Raw genomic sequence first — 16,085 nt, 5'->3', positions numbered from 1 at the left:
CGAGGTGCTGTTCTTCCCCGCGACCTACAACCTCATGGCCGAGCAGATGATCGAGCGGCCCGGAGCAGTCAGGCTCCGGGCGGACGGCCCTTCGTCGTACCGGCCTCAGGCCGAGGCGGCCGCCTTCTCCCCGGCGGCCGACGGAGCGTTCTCGGGGAAGTGGCAAGCCACCTGGTGCCCGGTCTTGAGCGCCGCGAGCGGCGGCTCCTGCGTGGCGCAGACCTCCTGGGCCTTCCAGCAGCGGGTGCGGAACCGGCAGCCGGACGGCGGGTTGATCGGGGACGGCACGTCGCCCTTGAGCAGGATCCGGTCGCGGCCGGCGCTGTGCCGGCGGCGCGGGTCCGGCACCGGCACCGCGGACATCAGCGCGTTGGTGTACGGGTGCATCGGGGTCTTGTAGAGCGAGTCCCGGTCGGCGACCTCGACGACCTTGCCGAGGTACATCACCGCGACCCGGTCGGAGACGTGCCGGACCACCGAGAGGTCGTGCGCGATGATCAGGTAGGTCAGGCCCAGTTCCTGCTGCAGGTCGTCCAGCAGGTTGACCACCTGCGCCTGGATCGACACGTCGAGCGCGGAGACCGGCTCGTCCGCGACGATCATCTTCGGCCGCAGGGCGAGCGCCCGGGCGATGCCGATGCGCTGGCGCTGGCCGCCGGAGAACTCGTGCGGGTAGCGGTTGTAGTGCTCGGGGCTGAGCCCGCACAGCTCCAGCAGCTCCTGGACGGCCTTCTTGATCCCGCCGGCCGGCTGCGCCTTCTGGAGCCGGAACGGCGCGCCGACGATGGTGCCGACGGTGTGCCGGGGGTTCAGCGAGGAGTACGGGTCCTGGAAGATCATCTGGATGTCGCGGCGGAGCGGCCGCATCGCGCCGACGCCCAGGTGGGTGATGTCGGTGCCCTCGAACTCGATCTTCCCGCCGGTGGGTTCGTCGAGCCGGGTGACCAGTCGGCCCATGGTCGACTTGCCGCAGCCGGACTCGCCGACGACCCCGAGGGTCTCCCCCGCGTTGACCGTGAAGTCGATGCCGTCGACGGCCCGCACCGCGCCGGTCTGGCGCCGGAGCAGCCCGCCCCGGATCGGGAAGTGCCGGGTCAGGCCGGTCACCTTGAGCAGCGGCTCGCGGTCGGACGCGGGGGTGGGCGCCGGGACCTTCTTCACGGGTTCGTGGGCCGCGGCCTGAGTGTCCGTCATCGGTTCTCTCCAGAATGGTGGTACGAGGCCGGGCTCACAGCCGGGGCGCGATCTCTTCGGTGAAGATGCGGTGCCGGTCGGCGGCGGCGAGGTGGCAGGCCGCGTGGTGTCCGGGCGCGGCCTCGGCCAGCACGGGGGTCTCGCTCGTGGAGCGCCCGCCGGTCAGCTCGGCGTAGGGGCAGCGCGGGTGGAAGGCGCAGCCCGAGGGCACGTTGATCAGGCTGGGCGGGGTGCCCTTGACCGGGACCAGGCGGTCCTGCAGCTCGCGGTCGAGGCGCGGCATCGAGCCCAGCAGGCCCCAGGTGTAAGGGTGTTCGGGCGCGTCGAAGAGGGTCTCGGCGGGGCCGCGCTCGACGCACTTGCCGCCGTACATGACCAGGATGTCGTCGGAGAGCTCGGCGACCACCCCGAGGTCGTGGGTGATGATGATGACGGCCGAGCCGAACTCGTCCTGGAGGTCGCGGATGAGGTCCAGGATCTGCGCCTGGACGGTGACGTCCAGGGCGGTGGTGGGCTCGTCGGCGATCAGCAGCGCGGGGTCGTTGACCAGGGCCATGGCGATCATCGCGCGCTGGCGCATGCCGCCGGAGAACTGGTGCGGGTAGTCGTCCACCCGGCGGTCCGGCTGCGGGATGCCGACCCGGTCGAGCAGTTCGATCGCGCGGGTGCGGGCCTGCTTCTTGGTGGCCTGCGGGTGGTGCACCCGATAGGCCTCGATGATCTGCGCGCCGACCGTGTAGTACGGGTGCATCGCGGTCAGCGGGTCCTGGAAGATCATCGCCATCCGCCGGCCGCGCAGCTCCCGGACGCGTTCCGGGCCGGCCGCGATCAGGTCCTCGCCGTCCAGCCGGATCTCGCCGCTGATCCGGGCCCGCTTGGAGCGGTGCAGGCCCATGATGCCGAGCGAGGTGACGGACTTGCCGGAGCCGGACTCGCCGACGATGCCGAGGGTCTTCCCCTTGTGCAGGTCGAAGCTGACCCCGTCCACCGAGCGGACCAGGCCGTCGTCGGTGTCGAAGTGGATCCGCAGGTCCCGGACGGAGAGGAACGGGTCCCCGGTCGGGGCGGCCGTCGGCGCCGCGGTCTTCTGGAGCTCGGTCACGACAGCCTCACCCGGGGGTCGACAGCGGCGTACAGGAGGTCAACCACGAGGTTGCAGAGGACGATGAAGAAGGCGGCGAGCAGGGTGACGCCGAGGATCTTCGGCAGGTCGTTGTCGGCGATCGCCGAGACCGCGAAGGCGCCGATGCCCTGCAGCGAGAACACCTGCTCGGTGATGAGCGCGCCGCCCAGCAGCAGGCCGAGGTCCATGCCGAAGATGGTGACGATCGGGGTGAGCGCGGAGCGCAGACCGTGCTTGACGACCACCTTGCGCTCGACCAGGCCCTTGGCCCGGGCCGTGCGGATGTAGTCCTCGCTCATCGTCTCCAGCATTCCGGCGCGGGTGAGCCGGGCGTAGAGCGCGGAGTAGAGGAAGGCCAGCGAGATCCACGGGAGGATCAGGTTGCGGGCCCACATCAGCGGGTCGTCGGTGAAGTTCACGTACTGCAGGTTGTCCAGGATCGGCCACTCGTAGCTGAAGAGCGTGAGCAGCAGCGCGCCGGTGAAGAAGACCGGCAGCGAGACGCCGGCCAGCGCGATGCCCATGGAGAGGCGGTCGAAGATCGACCGCGGCTTGAGCGCGGAGACGACGCCGGTGGCGACGCCGGAGACCAGCCAGAGCACCGCGGCGCCGACGGCCAGCGACAGCGTGATCGGGATGCGCTTGGTGAGCTCGGGCCAGACCTCGAGGTGGTTCTTGAAGGAGTAGCCGAAGCAGGGCACGTGGCAGGTGGCCGCGTCCGGGCCGAACTTGTACTCGGCGCCGCTGACCAGCGCCTTCAGGAAGCGCCCGTACTGGACGTAGATCGGCTGGTCGAACCCGAGGTTCTTCTTGACCGCCGCGACCGCCTCGGGGGAGGGGTTCTTCCCGATGTACTGGGTGGCCAGCTGATCGGTCGTCTCGCCGGCCAGACGCGGCAGCAGGAAGAAGATCGCGAAGGTGACCGCGCTGACCACCAGCAGCAGCACCACGGCCGCGAGCGTCCTGCGGAGGATGTAGGCAAACACAGTTGGGCGGCTCCGGCGGCCCGCCGCCGTCCGGGATCTTCCGGACGGCGGCGGGCGCCGCTGCCTTCACCTGCCTTCAGGGATACGGAGCCAGGCTCTTACTTGGTCGTACCGATGTTCAGGTAGTCGTACTCACCGGAGAAGGCCGAGGTGGACACCAGGTTGGTGGCGCTGTCCGGGCGGTACAGGAAGACCTTGAAGTAGGTCAGCGGGACGTAGACGGCCTGCTCCATGACCTTCTTGTCGATCTCGGAGTAGATCTTCTCGCGGGCCGCCTTGTCGGTGTTGACGGCGGCGTCGTCGATCAGCTTGTTGATCGCGGGGTCGTTCAGCGAGGCCAGGTTGCTGTTGCCCGACTCCTTGATGGCACGGCCGTCGACGATCTGCTGCAGGAAGCCGTAGCCGGTCGGCCAGTCGGCGCCCCACTGCATCATCATCAGGCCGATGTTCTTCTCCTTGTTCTTCGCCGGCACGCCGACGTTGTCGGAGAGGTACTTGCCCTGCGGGAACTGCTGGATCTCGGCGTTGATGCCGATCTTCTTCAGCGCGGCCTGGATCGAGGTCGCGGCGGCGATCTCGGTGGCGCGCTCGGTGCGGGCGGAGAGGACGGTGGAGAAGCCCTCCGGCTTGCCGCAGGCCTTCAGGGCGTCCTTGGCCTTGCCCTCGTCGCCCTTGTTGTCCTTGGTCTCGTACAGGTTGACGTCCTGGTGGCCCGCGATGTCCGCCGGGAGGACGGTGTTGGCGATCTGGCCGCGGATCGGGCCGCCGATCGCGGTCTGCACCGAGACCTTGTCGATCGCGTACTGGACGGCCTTGCGGCAGTCCACGTTGTCGAACGGCGCGACCTGGCTGTCGATCGCCATGTAGACCAGGCGGCCGCCGTAGGCGTTGTCCGTCTTCGCCTTGAGCTTCTGGTCCTTGAGGATCTGCGCCTGGGTCTGCGGGTCGACGCCGCCGCCGACGAGGTCCACCTGGGCGTTGCCGGCCAGCAGGTCCTTGTCGATGGTGGACTGCTCGATGTTCATCTTGAGCAGGATCTTGTCCGCGAGCTGCTTGCGGATCGGGTCGGTCTTCGCGTCCCAGTTGGTGTTCGGCACCAGCGTGAGCTGCTTGCCGTCCTCGTAGGACTCGAACTTGTACGAGCCCGAGGCCATCGGGTGCTTGACGTAGTCGGCGCCCTTGTCCTTGTCCTTCGGGACCGGGACGGTCTGCGGGGCGGAGACCAGGTAGTCGAAGTCCGCGAAGGCGTGCTTCAGGTGGAAGACGATGGTCAGGTCGTCCGGGGTCTCGATCGCCTTGAGGTCGCCCGACGGGTCCTTGTAGGGGCCCTCGTAGGGGGTCGGGTTGTCGACCAGCAGGTCGTGGAAGTACGTCGGGCCGTTGGCGAACACGTCCGGCGCCCAGTTGGAGCGCTCCACCGCGTACTTGACGTCCTTGGCCGTGATCGGCGTGCCGTCCTCGTACTTGAGGCCCGCGCGCAGCTTGTACGTCCAGCTCAGGCCGTCGGCGCTGGGCTGGCCCATCGACTCGGCGAGGTCCGGGACCAGCTTGTTGCCCTCCTCGCCGGGGCCCGGCGCGAAGGTGGTCAGCGGACGCCCGTACAGGCGCGAGAAGTTGTAGATGTAGGCGTAGTACGTGTTGCCCGGGTCCAGGGAGTCCGGGGTGCCCTTCATCTCGTAGGTGACCGTCCCGCCCTTCTTGTCCGAGGCGTTCACGACCCCCTTGGTGGCCGCGTCGGCGCCGGCGCCGGCGCCCGAGGACGAGTTGCTGTCCCCGCTCTTGGAGGAGCCGGACGAACAGCCGGTGATGACCAGGACCGCGGCGGCGGCCGCGGCGGTCAGCGCGACGGTACGGGACCTGCGCATGGTGGGATCAACCCCTTGAGGAAGTGATGGCGGATCGGAGGGTCCTGACGGAACGTCAGTTGCTCTTGGGATCGAGGGCGTCACGCAGCCCGTCGCCGAGCAGGTTGAAGGCGAGCACGGTGAGGAAGATCGCCATACCGGGGACCACCATGTACTGGGGGTCCACCTGGTAGTACTTGATCGCGTCGTTGAGCATCCCGCCCCAGGAGGCCTGCGGGGCCTGGATGCCGACGCCGAGGAAGCTGAGGCCCGCCTCGAAGAGGATGTTGGTCGGGATCAGCAGGGTCGAGTAGACCAGGATCGGACCGACCAGGTTGGGCAGCAGCTCCTTGAACAGGATGAACGGCCCGCGGGCGCCCAGGCTGCGGGCGGCGTAGACGAACTCGCGCTCGCGCAGCGAGAGGGTCTGGCCGCGCACGATCCGGCCCATGTAGGGCCAGTTGAAGAAGCCGATCACGAAGATCAGCACCATGATGTGCAGCGGGAGGCCGTGCAGGCCGAACGCGCCGCCCTGGAGCGAGGCGGAGATCGCGATGGCGAAGAGCAGCAGCGGGAAGGCGAGGAAGACGTCCATCACCCGGCTGATCACCGCGTCCACCCAGCCGCCGTAGTAGCCGGCCATCACGCCGAGCACGGTGCCGATGGTGTTGGAGAGCACGGTCGCCCCGAAGGCGACGAGCAGCGATACCCAGGAGCCCTCGACGACCCGGGCGAGCAGGTCACGGCCCTGCAGCGGGTCGACGCCGAGCGGGTGGTCGGCACTCATGCCGCCCCAGTCCCCGAACGGCAGGCCGCCGAGGTTGGCGTCCAGCAGGTCCTGGTTGAGCGCGTCGGGATCCAGGCCGAAGACCGACTCGATCGGCTTGGCCAGCACGGCGAGCAGGATCAGCAGGATCACCACGATGCCGCCGGCGACGGCGGCCTTGTCCCGCTTGAAGCGGGTCCAGGCGATCTGGCCGAGCGAGCGGCCCTCGATCTTCTTGGCCGGGCTCGCGGCGGCGGCTGCCCCCGGTTCGTTCCCGGCGGTCTTGACGGGTGCGGTCATGGTCAGTTCGGTCCCCTCGCCGACGGTGGCCGGCCCACGGGTGCCGGTCGCCGGATCGGCGGTACGGCTAATGCGGACGTGCGGAGGTGCGGACGTGCGGAGTTACAGGACGGTGTTTCAACAGCGGTACGTCGTGCGGTACTGCGGGCTCGGGTACTGCCGCCACGCGGAATGGGCGTCACGTGGATCCAGCGGGTCCGCCTGCGCGTTCGCCTTTGTGAGGCGCCAACCACGCGCGGTGCGTTGCGCAGAACTCTCTGCCATACGAACTGGCTTGCGCCAGCCCTGACAACCGACAGATGCCCAACTGTGATCTGCAGGCATGCACCTCTTGATCTTCGGCATAGCGGTCTTCACACGGCTGTTACATCCATGTCAAGAGCCGAAACAGGACTTCCCCGCGGAACCGGCCGGAAACGCCGCAGGACCGGCCTGACGTGACGTCAGACCGGTCCTGCGGAGGGGATTCGGGCCGGATGCCCGGTTTGTACCCCGGGATGCGGCGGGCGGGTCAGCGCCCCGGGTAGCCGGGCCACGGCTGCTGCGGCGGCTGCTGCTGCGGCTGCTGGTGCCCCTGCCAGCCCGGGCCGGGCCCCTGGGTGCCGTAGGCGTACCCCGGGCCCGCCTGCGAGGCGTACGGCGGCGGGGGCACCGGCGGGTACGGCCCCGTCTGCGGCCGCCCGTGGCCGGCCGCCTCGCGGTCGTAGAACGGCCGCGCATGGGCCCGCATCCAGAGCGCCACCGGGTCGTACTCGTCCCCCATCGCCACCGTGGAGACGGCCAGCCCCTCCGGCGCGACCGCGATCGCGCGCTGCATCAGCGCCCGGACGGCCTCCACCGCGGGCGGTGAACTCTCGTACAGCTCAAGACCGATGGCCAGGTACGGTTCGCCCACGGAGGGCTGCACCCAGGCCCGGCGCAGCGCCTTGACCGCGCGCACCTCGGCCGCCTGCCGCTCCAGCAGCGCGAAGAACTGCTGCGCGGGCACCTGCGGTTCACTCAGCTTCAGCGGCCCGGCCGGCAGCCGGTCCAGGCCGGCCGCGATCCGCCGCAGGTCGGCCCAGGGCACGCCGACCCCGCCGCCCGGCGCGTGCGGGTTCAGCCAGAGGCCCCAGCGGGTCCGGTAGAGCGAGGCGGCGATCTCGCGCCCCGAGATCACCTCGTGCGCCCGCGCCCAGCCGGAGGCCGCGAGCTGCTCGGGCGAGGTCACCGCCGGCGCGTAGCCGTGGCCGCTGATCTCCATGTTCCCGTACTGGGCGTCCGGGCTGCCGGGCGTGCCGTGCCAGAGCAGCATCCACACCTGGCCCTCGGCCAGGGCGTGCAGCAGCTTCTCGTACGCGTCCCAGCGCTCCGGCGCGACCTCGCGCAGGGCGTGCTCCAGCGCTCTCGGATCCGCGCCGGGGCGCCCGGCGGGTGCCTGGCCCCAGGGACCCGGTGCACCGCCGCCTACCGCTCCCGCACTCATGCGCCCACCTCGCTGCGCCTCTTCTTTCCCTCACCCGCCGCCGGCCCGGAGAGTGTCTGCTCGCACCCTATGGGGCGCCACCGACCACCGCCACGCCGACGTGCCTGCCTTGAAGCCCCTCCCACCCGTTGGCGGGCCGCCCGACGACGGGCGGGGAGGGGGCGGGCTCACATCCGCGTGTAGAACGGCTGGACCCGGTTGAGCAGCCACTCGACCACGGGGTCCTCCGCGAGGTCGAGCAGCACGAGGTGGACGCCGCCCGGCAGCGGCGCGGTTCCCAGCGCCCGGCCCAGCGCCTCGTTGACCGCGGCCGGGTCGGCCGGGGCCAGCCGGTCCAGCTGGACGCCGACGAACATCACGGTCGGCTCGCCCTCGACGCTGGCCAGCGCGCGGCGGGCGGTCAGCACGCCCGGCAGTGCCGACAGCTCGGCGCGGCAGGCGGCCAGGAAGGCCTCCGGGTCCTCGCCCGGCACCGGCTCGCGCAGCGCCACCCGGCCGCCGGTCGGCGCGGCGGCGTCCTCGGCGGCCTCCCAGCGGTCCTCGCGCGGCCCGCGCCGCAGCTCGGCCACGCCCTGCGGCGGCACCGGGAGGCCCACCGGCGCCTCCGGGTTCACCGCGATGCCCACGCCCAGCGGCAGCCCGCGGGCGAACTCCCAGACCGGCGCGATCGCGAACGCCATCCCCGGCGCCTGCTGCAGCAGGACCTCCTGGGAGGAGAAGACCGGCACGTACGGCTCGCCGGCCAGCTCGACGGTCGGCAGGTCCAACGACCGGCCCTGCGGGTCGCCCCCGGCCGGCAGCGGGATCCACACCTGGCTGCGGGCCAGCACCTCGAACACCCGGGGGGTCGCGCCCGGGTCGCCGAGCGCGGCGGTGAGCACCTGCTCCAGCTCGTTGGCGGGCCAACCACCGCCCTGCGGCGCCGCCTCCGGGCCGCCCCACCCCTGCTGCTGCTCCGGGATCCCCATCTGCCCTGGTACCGCCTCACTGGCTCGTCGACGCGTGAAGCCTAGCGGGCCGCCCGGGGCCCCTCTCCCGCGCGGGCGCCGGACGTGCCATGATGTGCGCGTCCCGCGTGCTTCCGTGCGTTCCCGCCGGTGCGACCCGCAGGGACGCCACCAACTCCATACCGGCCGCTCGAACCCGCGCGGGAGAGTCCGGAGTGCCGCCCCAGGCGGTACGGCCGGCGCCGAAGGAGCAAGTCCTCCCCGGAATCTCTCAGGCACCCCTACCGCACGGGCTAGGCACATCTGGAAAGCGGCGTACGGCCCTGTCGTGCGCCCACCCACGGTGCAAGCCGCCATGCTGTCCTGTTAGCTGTAAAGAGCTGCGGGCGCGCGACGGTGAAGCTCTCAGGTACGACGACAGATGGGGAGACCCAACCGCCGCATGCCCGCGCGCAGGTCAGGTCCCTCCCCGAGCGGGACCGGTCCGGCGTGCGCACCCCTGAGTGCCCAGACCGAGGAGTTCCAGGCCATGTCGTCCCTCCGCCTCACCGCGCTCGACGCGCTGCACCGCGCCCTCGGCGCGACCATGACCGACTTCGCGGGCTGGGACATGCCGCTGCGCTACGGCAGCGAGCGCGAGGAGCACCTCGCCGTCCGCACCAAGGCCGGTCTCTTCGACCTCTCCCACATGGGCGAGATCACCGTCACCGGCCCGCAGGCCGGCGAGATGCTGGACCACGCGCTGGTCGGCTTCGTCTCCGCGCTGGGCGTGCTGCGCGCCCGCTACACCATGATCTGCGCCGAGGACGGCGGCATCCTGGACGACCTGATCGTCTACCGCCTGCGCGAGGACGCCTTCCTGGTGGTCGCCAACGCCTCCAACGCCCAGCTGGTGCTGGACGAGCTGATCGCCCGTGCCAAGGGCTTCGACGCCGTCGTCACCGACGACCGCGACACCTACGCGCTGATCGCCGTCCAGGGCCCGGAGGCCACCGGCATCCTGGCCGACACCACCGAGGCCGACCTGCCCGGCCTGAAGTACTACGCGATCCTCCCCGCCCAGGTGGCCGGCCGCGACGTGCTGCTCGCCCGCACCGGCTACACCGGCGAGGACGGCTTCGAGATCTTCTGCAACCCGGGCGACGCCGAGCACATCTGGCAGGCGCTGACCGGGGCCGGCGCCGAGCGCGGCCTCGTCCCCTGCGGCCTGTCCTGCCGCGACACGCTGCGCCTGGAGGCCGGCATGCCGCTCTACGGCCACGAGCTCTCCACCGAGCTGACCCCGTTCGACGCCGGCCTCGGCCGGGTGGTCCGCTTCGACAAGACCACCAACGGGGGCGCGTTCATCGGCCGCAAGGCGCTGGAGAAGGCCGCCGCCGAGGCCGAGGCCAACCCGCCGCGGGTGCTGGTCGGCCTGGTCTCCGAGGGCAAGCGCGTGCCGCGCGCCGAGTACGCCGTGGTCTCCGCCGACGGCGGGCCGATCGGCCGGATCACCTCCGGCGCGCCCTCCCCCACCCTGGGCAAGCCGATCGCCATCGCCTACGTGGACGCGGCGCACTCCGCCCCCGGCACCACCGTCGCCGTGGACGTCCGCGGCAAGCACGAGCCGGTCCAGGTCGTGGCGCTGCCGTTCTACAAGCGCGCCCGCTGACCCCTACCCCACACCGAGGCACACCCGGCCACCGGGGCGCTTCGTCGTACCCGCTTCCCATCCTGGAGAATGACGTCATGAGCAACCCCACGCACCTGCAGTACACCAAGGAGCACGAGTGGCTGACCGCCGCCGAGGACGGTGTCTCCACGGTCGGCATCACCAAGCACGCCGCCGACGCCCTCGGTGACATCGTCTACGTGCAGCTGCCCGAGGTCGGCGACACCGTGACCGCGGGTGAGACCTGTGGCGAGCTCGAGTCCACCAAGTCGGTCAGCGACCTGTACTCGCCGGTCACCGGTGAGATCGTCGAGGTCAACGAGGCCGTCGCGGACGACAACAGCCTGGTCAACAGCGAGCCGTTCGACGGCGGCTGGCTGTTCAAGGTGCGCGTCGAGGCGACCGACGAGCTGCTGAGCGCCGCCGAGTACGACGCGCTCACCAACCCCTCGGCCTGAGCCCCCCGTCGGGGCGGCGGCCGCGCGGCGGCCGCCCCGACGCCGGCCGACGTGCCGCCGGCCGCCCCCGCACTCCCTCCTCCCGGGAAGACCACACCATGACGGTTCTCAACCAGTCCCTGCACGCTCTCGACCCGGAGATCGCCGCCGCGGTCGACGCCGAGCTGCACCGCCAGCAGACCACCCTGGAAATGATCGCCTCCGAGAACTTCGCCCCGGTGGCGGTCATGGAGGCCCAGGGCTCGGTGCTGACCAACAAGTACGCCGAGGGCTACCCCGGGCGCCGCTACTACGGCGGCTGCGAGCACGTCGACGTGGTCGAGCAGATCGCGATCGACCGGATCAAGGCCCTGTTCGGCGCCGAGCACGCCAACGTCCAGCCGCACTCCGGCGCGCAGGCCAACGCCGCCGCGATGTTCGCGCTGATCCAGCCGGGCGACACCATCCTGGGCCTGAGCCTGGCCCACGGCGGTCACCTGACCCACGGCATGAAGATCAACTTCTCCGGCAAGCTCTACAACGTGGCCGCGTACCACGTGGACGAGAAGACCGGCCAGGTCGACATGGCCGAGGTCGAGCGCCTCGCCAAGGAGCACCAGCCGAAGCTGATCATCGCCGGCTGGTCCGCCTACCCGCGCCAGCTGGACTTCGCCGAGTTCCGCCGGATCGCCGACGAGGTCGGCGCCCTGCTCATGGTCGACATGGCGCACTTCGCCGGCCTGGTCGCCGCGGGCCTGCACCCGAACCCGGTGCCGTTCGCGGACGTGGTCACCACCACCACCCACAAGACCCTGGGCGGCCCGCGCGGCGGCGTCATCCTCTCCAAGGCCGAGTGGGCCAAGAAGATCAACTCCGCGGTCTTCCCGGGTCAGCAGGGCGGTCCGCTGGAGCACGTGATCGCCGGCAAGGCGGTCGCCTTCAAGGTCGCCGCCACGGAGGAGTTCAAGGAGCGCCAGCAGCGCACCCTGGACGGCGCCCGGATCCTCGCCGATCGCCTGCTCCAGGCGGACGTGGCCGAGGCCGGCGCCTCCGTGCTGTCCGGCGGCACCGACGTCCACCTGGTCCTGGTCGACCTGCGCAACAGCCAGCTCGACGGCCAGCAGGCCGAGGACCGCCTGCACGAGGTCGGCATCACGGTCAACCGCAACGCCATCCCGAACGACCCGCGCCCGCCGATGGTCACCTCCGGCCTGCGGATCGGCACCCCGGCCCTGGCCACCCGCGGCTTCCAGGCCGAGGACTTCCGCGAGGTCGCCGACATCATCGCCGAGGCCCTGAAGCCGGCCTTCGACGAGACGGTCGCCGAGGCCCTGAAGGCCCGGGTCACCGCGCTCGCCGAGAAGTACCCGCTGTACCCGAACCTCTGATCGTTCGGTCCGATCCTCCCGGCCCGATCGTCGGGCCTTGGTGACCGGCCTCACGCCGGTCGGCCACCTGCTGTTTCCGGGGCACCGCGCACACTGGAAAGTGCGCGCGGTGCCCCGTCCCATGTACCGCCCCTGCTGTCCCACCAGCAGCCCTCCACGAGACCAGACAAGGACGTCCTCCGTGGCCATCAGCGTCTTCGACCTCTTCTCCATCGGCATCGGCCCGTCGAGCTCCCACACCGTCGGCCCGATGCGCGCCGCCCGGATGTTCGCCCGCCGCCTGAAGTCCGAGGGCCTGCTGACCGACGTGGCGAGCGTGCGCGCGGAGCTCTACGGCTCGCTCGGCGCCACCGGCCACGGCCACGGCACGCCGAAGGCCGTCCTGCTCGGCCTGGAGAACCACTCCCCGCGCACCGTCGACGTCGACCAGGCGGACCTGGACGTCGAGCGGATCACCGCCGAGAAGCGGATCAACCTGCTCGGCGTGCACGCCATCGACTTCGACCCCGACAGCCAGCTGGTCCTGCACCGGCGCCGCTCGCTGCCCTACCACGCCAACGGCATGACCCTCTGGGCCTTCGCCGCCGACGGCTCCACGCTGCTGGAGAAGACCTACTACTCGGTCGGCGGCGGCTTCGTGGTCGACGAGGACGCCATCGGCGCCGACCGGGTCAAGCCCGACGACACCGCGCTGAAGTACCCGTTCCGCACCGGCGAGGAGCTGCTCCGCCTCACCCGGGAGACCGGCCTGTCCATCTCCGGCCTGATGCTGGAGAACGAGAAGGCCTGGCGCACCGAGGAGGAGATCCGGGCCGGCCTGCTGGAGATCTGGCGGGTCATGCAGGAGTGCGTCCGGGCCGGCATGTCCCGCGAGGGCATCCTCCCCGGCGGCCTCAAGGTCCGCCGCCGAGCCGCCGCGGCCGCCCGCGCCCTGCGCGCCGAGGGCATCGGCCCGGCCAACGCGATGGAGTGGGTGACCCTCTACGCGATGGCCGTCAACGAGGAGAACGCCTCCGGCCGCCGCGTGGTCACCGCCCCCACCAACGGCGCGGCCGGCATCATCCCGGCCGTCCTGCACTACTACCTGAACTTCATCCCCGGCGCCGACGAGGACGGCATCGTCCGCTTCCTGCTCGCGGCCGGCGCGATCGGCATGCTGTTCAAGGAGAACGCCTCCATCTCCGGTGCCGAGGTCGGCTGCCAGGGCGAGGTCGGCTCGGCCTGCTCGATGGCGGCCGGCGGGCTCGCCGAGGTCCTCGGCGGCACCCCCGAGCAGGTCGAGAACGCCGCCGAGATCGGCATCGAGCACAACCTCGGCCTCACCTGCGACCCGGTCGGCGGCCTGGTCCAGATCCCCTGCATCGAGCGCAACGGCATGGCCTCCGTGAAGGCCGTCACCGCCGCCCGGATGGCCCTGCGCGGCGACGGCCGGCACCACGTCTCCCTCGACAAGGCGATCAAGACCATGAAGGAGACCGGCGCCGACATGAAGATCAAGTACAAGGAGACCTCGCGCGGCGGCCTCGCCGTCAACGTCATCGAGTGCTGATCCGGACCACAGGCCGGTCCGGCCGGGCGGCCCCGCGTACACGCCGTACGCGGGGCCGTCCGCCGTTCCGGGCACCGGCCCCGGCGGTCACGGCGCGGTGAGCCGCCCGGCGACCGCGGCGAGGACCTCGGCCTGGTGCTCGACCAGGGCGAAGTGCCCGCCGGGGAGGCGCAGGTGGCCGAACGCCCCCGAGGTGTGGTCGCCCCAGGCGCGCGCCTCCGCGTCGGTGACCATGTCGTCCCGGTCCCCGGTGAACACCTGCACCGGGCAGGAGAGTCCGGGGCCGGGGCGGTACCGGTAGGTCTCGGCCGCCCGGTAGTCGCTGCGCACGGCCGGCAGCGCCAGCCGCAGCAGCTCCTCGTGGCCGGAGGCCCCGACGCCGGTGCCGCTGAGCGAGCGCAGGTGCGCGATCAGCTCGTCGTCCGTGGCGAGGTGGACGGTGCCGCCCGTCCGGTGGCGGGACGGCGCGGGGCGCCCCGAGACGAAGAGCGCGACCGGTACGGTGCCCGCCCGCTCGAAGCGGCGGGCCAGCTCGAAGGCGACCGAGGCGCCCATGCTGTGGCCGAAGAACGCCACCGGGCCGCCGACGGCGCGCCGGAGCACCGGGAAGACCTGCTCGACGAGCTCGTCGAGCGAGCCCGGCAGCGGCTCCCCGAAGCGGTCCTGCCGGCCCGGGTACTGGACCGCCACCACCTCGCAGCGCGGGGCCAGCGCCCGGGCCACCGGGAAGAAGAAGGTCGCGCTGCCGCCCGCGTGCGGCAGGCAGACGAGCGTCGGAGCACCGGGATCGGCCCGCTGGTACCGCCGGAGCCAGCGGTCGTCCGTCCCGACGGTGCGTGCCATGGCCCGGGGTTTCCTTTCTTGTCCCGTCCGGTTTAATTCGGAACCCTGCGAAGGATTTTCATAAATCCCGGCACAGACCCCGGATCTCACGCTAACCAAAGAATCCGGGAATGCGCAAGCAGGTCTCGGAAAGACCCGAAAAATGGACATTCCGACGCAGAGCGACGGCACTCCGCGAGAAAGTCCCGAAATAGGTGGTGCGACGCGGGGCCGTGTGCCAATATTTCCCCATCTGGACTCCGGACACAGTCTCGTTCAAGCAAGCACTCACACCTGAAAAGAAGGTGCGCATGTCGAACAGCACGGCATCCGAGGTCATCGACGAGGTCAACGGCCTCCGCGAGAAGATCAAGGGATCGCGCGATTCCTTCCGTGACCAGAGCTTCCTGGACCAGCTGGCCCAGCTCATCGCCGACTCGCCCAACCTGGGCCGGCAGCCCGCGGCCCGGGCGCTGGTCGAGGACCTCCGGAACTACTCCGCCGAGCCCCGCCTCGCCGCCGTCAAGGCCCACATCAACGGGGAGCGCGACCACCACCTGTTCTCCCTGTTCGACGCCTCGTACTTCCCCTCCCTCTCGCTGGAGTACCTGACGTACGAGACGCTGCCGACCAACCCGCACCTGGCCACCCGGTACGCCAGCAACACCATGCCGGTCAACATCACGGCCAGCTCGACCGGGTTCGAGTCGCGCGTGGTCGTGGCGCTGTTCCCGGAGAACCACATCGACGGCTTCCAGCACGGCGACGACCTGATCTTCTACTTCATCAACAAGTTCGTCGAACGCCACAACCGCATCACCCGGAAGATGATCGACGCGGTGATGGCCGAGGGCAGCCTCCCGCTCCTCCGGGGCGTCGACGACCGCACGGTGGAGCAGGCCTCGTCTTGGTGGGTGCGACTGCACGAATACCACCACCGGCAGGGCGACATGCCCATTCCGGAATTCCTCCCGATCAAGAAGCTGAAGCCGCTGGCCGGCCTGGAGGAACTGCGGGTCGACGTTTCCGCGATGCTGGTCTGCCTGAACGACCGGGAACTCCCGCAGCAGGAGGCCCAGCTCGCGTACGAGTACATCCTCTCCGAGCGCCTGCTCCGTTACGCGGTCGAGGGAATTCCCCGCCCCAATTACGACGCGGTCGCCTCGCAGCTCCTTTTCAACTACCTCTCCGAGCACGGCGGGATCGAGCTGCGCGACGGCCTGATACGGCTCCACGACGAGCTGCCCGCCGTCCTCGCCGCATTCCTCGGCGAGATCCAGCGGATCGAGCAGCGGATCCACACCAAGCCGGTCGAGGAGGTCCAGCAGGACCTCCTGGGATTCACCAACCGGTACACCGACTACGACCCGGTGGCGAAGGACTACCGCCACATCCCGTTCTTCGCGGAGATCAAGGAGCGCCTGGGCGTCTGAGACGCCCCGGGCGGGCGGCACCCGGTGCCCCGCGCCCGCGACGGTCCCGGCCGAGCCGGAACCGCCGCGGGCCGCGGGGCACCTTCGTGCCGTCCCGGCGAAGGGCCGGCCCGGTCCGCGCCGGGGCCGCCGCGCCCCCGGCCGCGCCGGGGGGGGCCGAGGGGCGGGGGTGGGGAGAGG

The 16,085-nt window shown here is 71.0% G+C and carries 13 protein-coding genes and 1 riboswitch; of the genes, 5 read left to right on the top strand and 8 right to left on the bottom strand.

Annotation, left to right across the window (positions count from 1 at the left end; all coding sequences use genetic code 11):
- Positions 1-105 precede the first annotated feature (105 nt).
- From ABZ885_RS23060 to ABZ885_RS23030, 7 genes are all read right to left on the bottom strand, one after another.
- Positions 106-1,194 carry a dipeptide ABC transporter ATP-binding protein gene (locus tag ABZ885_RS23060; RefSeq protein ID WP_360191660.1) on the bottom strand — a complete coding sequence of 363 codons (1,089 nt, stop codon included), beginning with the start codon at positions 1,192-1,194 and terminating at the stop codon, positions 106-108.
- 34 nt (positions 1,195-1,228) lie between these two features.
- Positions 1,229-2,296: an ABC transporter ATP-binding protein gene (locus ABZ885_RS23055; RefSeq protein ID WP_360191657.1), complete on the bottom strand. Its 1,068-nt coding sequence runs from the start codon at positions 2,294-2,296 to the stop codon at positions 1,229-1,231.
- Complete coding sequence (locus tag ABZ885_RS23050; RefSeq protein ID WP_360191654.1) at positions 2,293-3,303, bottom strand: ABC transporter permease; 1,011 nt, start codon at positions 3,301-3,303, stop codon at positions 2,293-2,295. Before ABZ885_RS23050 ends, ABZ885_RS23055 begins: the two co-directional genes overlap by 4 nt.
- A gap of 98 nt (positions 3,304-3,401) precedes the next feature.
- A complete protein-coding gene (locus ABZ885_RS23045; RefSeq protein ID WP_360191651.1) occupies positions 3,402-5,168 on the bottom strand; it encodes an ABC transporter substrate-binding protein in 1,767 nt (588 codons plus the stop codon).
- A gap of 55 nt (positions 5,169-5,223) precedes the next feature.
- Positions 5,224-6,213, bottom strand: coding sequence for an ABC transporter permease (locus ABZ885_RS23040; RefSeq protein ID WP_360191648.1), 990 nt, complete (start codon positions 6,211-6,213; stop codon positions 5,224-5,226).
- Between the two features lie 511 nt (positions 6,214-6,724).
- The gene (locus ABZ885_RS23035; RefSeq protein WP_360191645.1) at positions 6,725-7,678 is read right to left on the bottom strand and encodes an enhanced serine sensitivity protein SseB C-terminal domain-containing protein; all 954 of its coding nucleotides are present in this window, start codon (positions 7,676-7,678) and stop codon (positions 6,725-6,727) included.
- A 167-nt stretch (positions 7,679-7,845) separates the two neighbouring features.
- Positions 7,846-8,646: an enhanced serine sensitivity protein SseB gene (locus ABZ885_RS23030; RefSeq protein WP_360191642.1), complete on the bottom strand. Its 801-nt coding sequence runs from the start codon at positions 8,644-8,646 to the stop codon at positions 7,846-7,848.
- A 170-nt stretch (positions 8,647-8,816) separates the two neighbouring features.
- A riboswitch (glycine riboswitch) is annotated at positions 8,817-8,922 on the top strand.
- Between the two features lie 232 nt (positions 8,923-9,154).
- Between ABZ885_RS23030 and gcvT the strand changes: the two genes are divergently transcribed.
- The 4 genes from gcvT to ABZ885_RS23010 all read left to right on the top strand — a co-directional run bounded on the left by gcvT (position 9,155) and on the right by ABZ885_RS23010 (position 13,650).
- Positions 9,155-10,276, top strand: a complete 1,122-nt coding sequence (gene gcvT / locus ABZ885_RS23025) for a glycine cleavage system aminomethyltransferase GcvT (protein WP_360191639.1) — start codon at positions 9,155-9,157, stop codon at positions 10,274-10,276.
- A gap of 77 nt (positions 10,277-10,353) precedes the next feature.
- Complete coding sequence (gene gcvH / locus ABZ885_RS23020) at positions 10,354-10,734, top strand: glycine cleavage system protein GcvH (RefSeq protein ID WP_360191636.1); 381 nt, start codon at positions 10,354-10,356, stop codon at positions 10,732-10,734.
- Between the two features lie 98 nt (positions 10,735-10,832).
- Positions 10,833-12,101 (top strand): serine hydroxymethyltransferase, encoded by a 1,269-nt coding sequence (glyA, locus tag ABZ885_RS23015; protein WP_360191633.1) that lies wholly within the window; start codon positions 10,833-10,835, stop codon positions 12,099-12,101.
- A 181-nt stretch (positions 12,102-12,282) separates the two neighbouring features.
- On the top strand, positions 12,283-13,650 hold the full coding sequence (locus ABZ885_RS23010) for an L-serine ammonia-lyase (RefSeq protein ID WP_360191630.1): 1,368 nt from the start codon (positions 12,283-12,285) through the stop codon (positions 13,648-13,650).
- Between the two features lie 87 nt (positions 13,651-13,737).
- Here ABZ885_RS23010 and ABZ885_RS23005 read toward each other — a convergent pair whose 3' ends face one another.
- Positions 13,738-14,493 carry an alpha/beta fold hydrolase gene (locus ABZ885_RS23005; protein WP_360191627.1) on the bottom strand — a complete coding sequence of 252 codons (756 nt, stop codon included), beginning with the start codon at positions 14,491-14,493 and terminating at the stop codon, positions 13,738-13,740.
- A gap of 290 nt (positions 14,494-14,783) precedes the next feature.
- On the opposite strand from ABZ885_RS23005, the gene ABZ885_RS23000 reads away from it, so the two are divergent.
- The gene (locus ABZ885_RS23000; RefSeq protein ID WP_360191624.1) at positions 14,784-15,905 is read left to right on the top strand and encodes a DUF6421 family protein; all 1,122 of its coding nucleotides are present in this window, start codon (positions 14,784-14,786) and stop codon (positions 15,903-15,905) included.
- Positions 15,906-16,085: the final 180 nt, after the last annotated feature.

The sequence above is a fragment of the Kitasatospora sp. NPDC047058 genome, assembly GCF_040643935.1.
GTDB lineage: Bacteria > Actinomycetota > Actinomycetes > Streptomycetales > Streptomycetaceae > Kitasatospora.
This window is presented reverse-complemented; position numbering and strand designations above follow the sequence as displayed.

Excerpts from the sequence above, each read along its gene's own strand:
- ABZ885_RS23000 (WP_360191624.1), top strand. The coding sequence starts at position 14,784 with ATGTCGAACAGCACGGCATCCGAGGTCATCGACGAGGTCAACGGCCTC.
- ABZ885_RS23005 (WP_360191627.1), bottom strand. The coding sequence starts at position 14,493 with ATGGCACGCACCGTCGGGACGGACGACCGCTGGCTCCGGCGGTACCAG.
- ABZ885_RS23045 (WP_360191651.1), bottom strand. The coding sequence starts at position 5,168 with ATGCGCAGGTCCCGTACCGTCGCGCTGACCGCCGCGGCCGCCGCCGCG.
- ABZ885_RS23060 (WP_360191660.1), bottom strand. The coding sequence starts at position 1,194 with ATGACGGACACTCAGGCCGCGGCCCACGAACCCGTGAAGAAGGTCCCG.
- ABZ885_RS23035 (WP_360191645.1), bottom strand. The coding sequence starts at position 7,678 with ATGAGTGCGGGAGCGGTAGGCGGCGGTGCACCGGGTCCCTGGGGCCAG.
- gcvH (WP_360191636.1), top strand. The coding sequence starts at position 10,354 with ATGAGCAACCCCACGCACCTGCAGTACACCAAGGAGCACGAGTGGCTG.
- ABZ885_RS23030 (WP_360191642.1), bottom strand. The coding sequence starts at position 8,646 with ATGGGGATCCCGGAGCAGCAGCAGGGGTGGGGCGGCCCGGAGGCGGCG.
- glyA (WP_360191633.1), top strand. The coding sequence starts at position 10,833 with ATGACGGTTCTCAACCAGTCCCTGCACGCTCTCGACCCGGAGATCGCC.
- gcvT (WP_360191639.1), top strand. The coding sequence starts at position 9,155 with ATGTCGTCCCTCCGCCTCACCGCGCTCGACGCGCTGCACCGCGCCCTC.
- ABZ885_RS23040 (WP_360191648.1), bottom strand. The coding sequence starts at position 6,213 with ATGACCGCACCCGTCAAGACCGCCGGGAACGAACCGGGGGCAGCCGCC.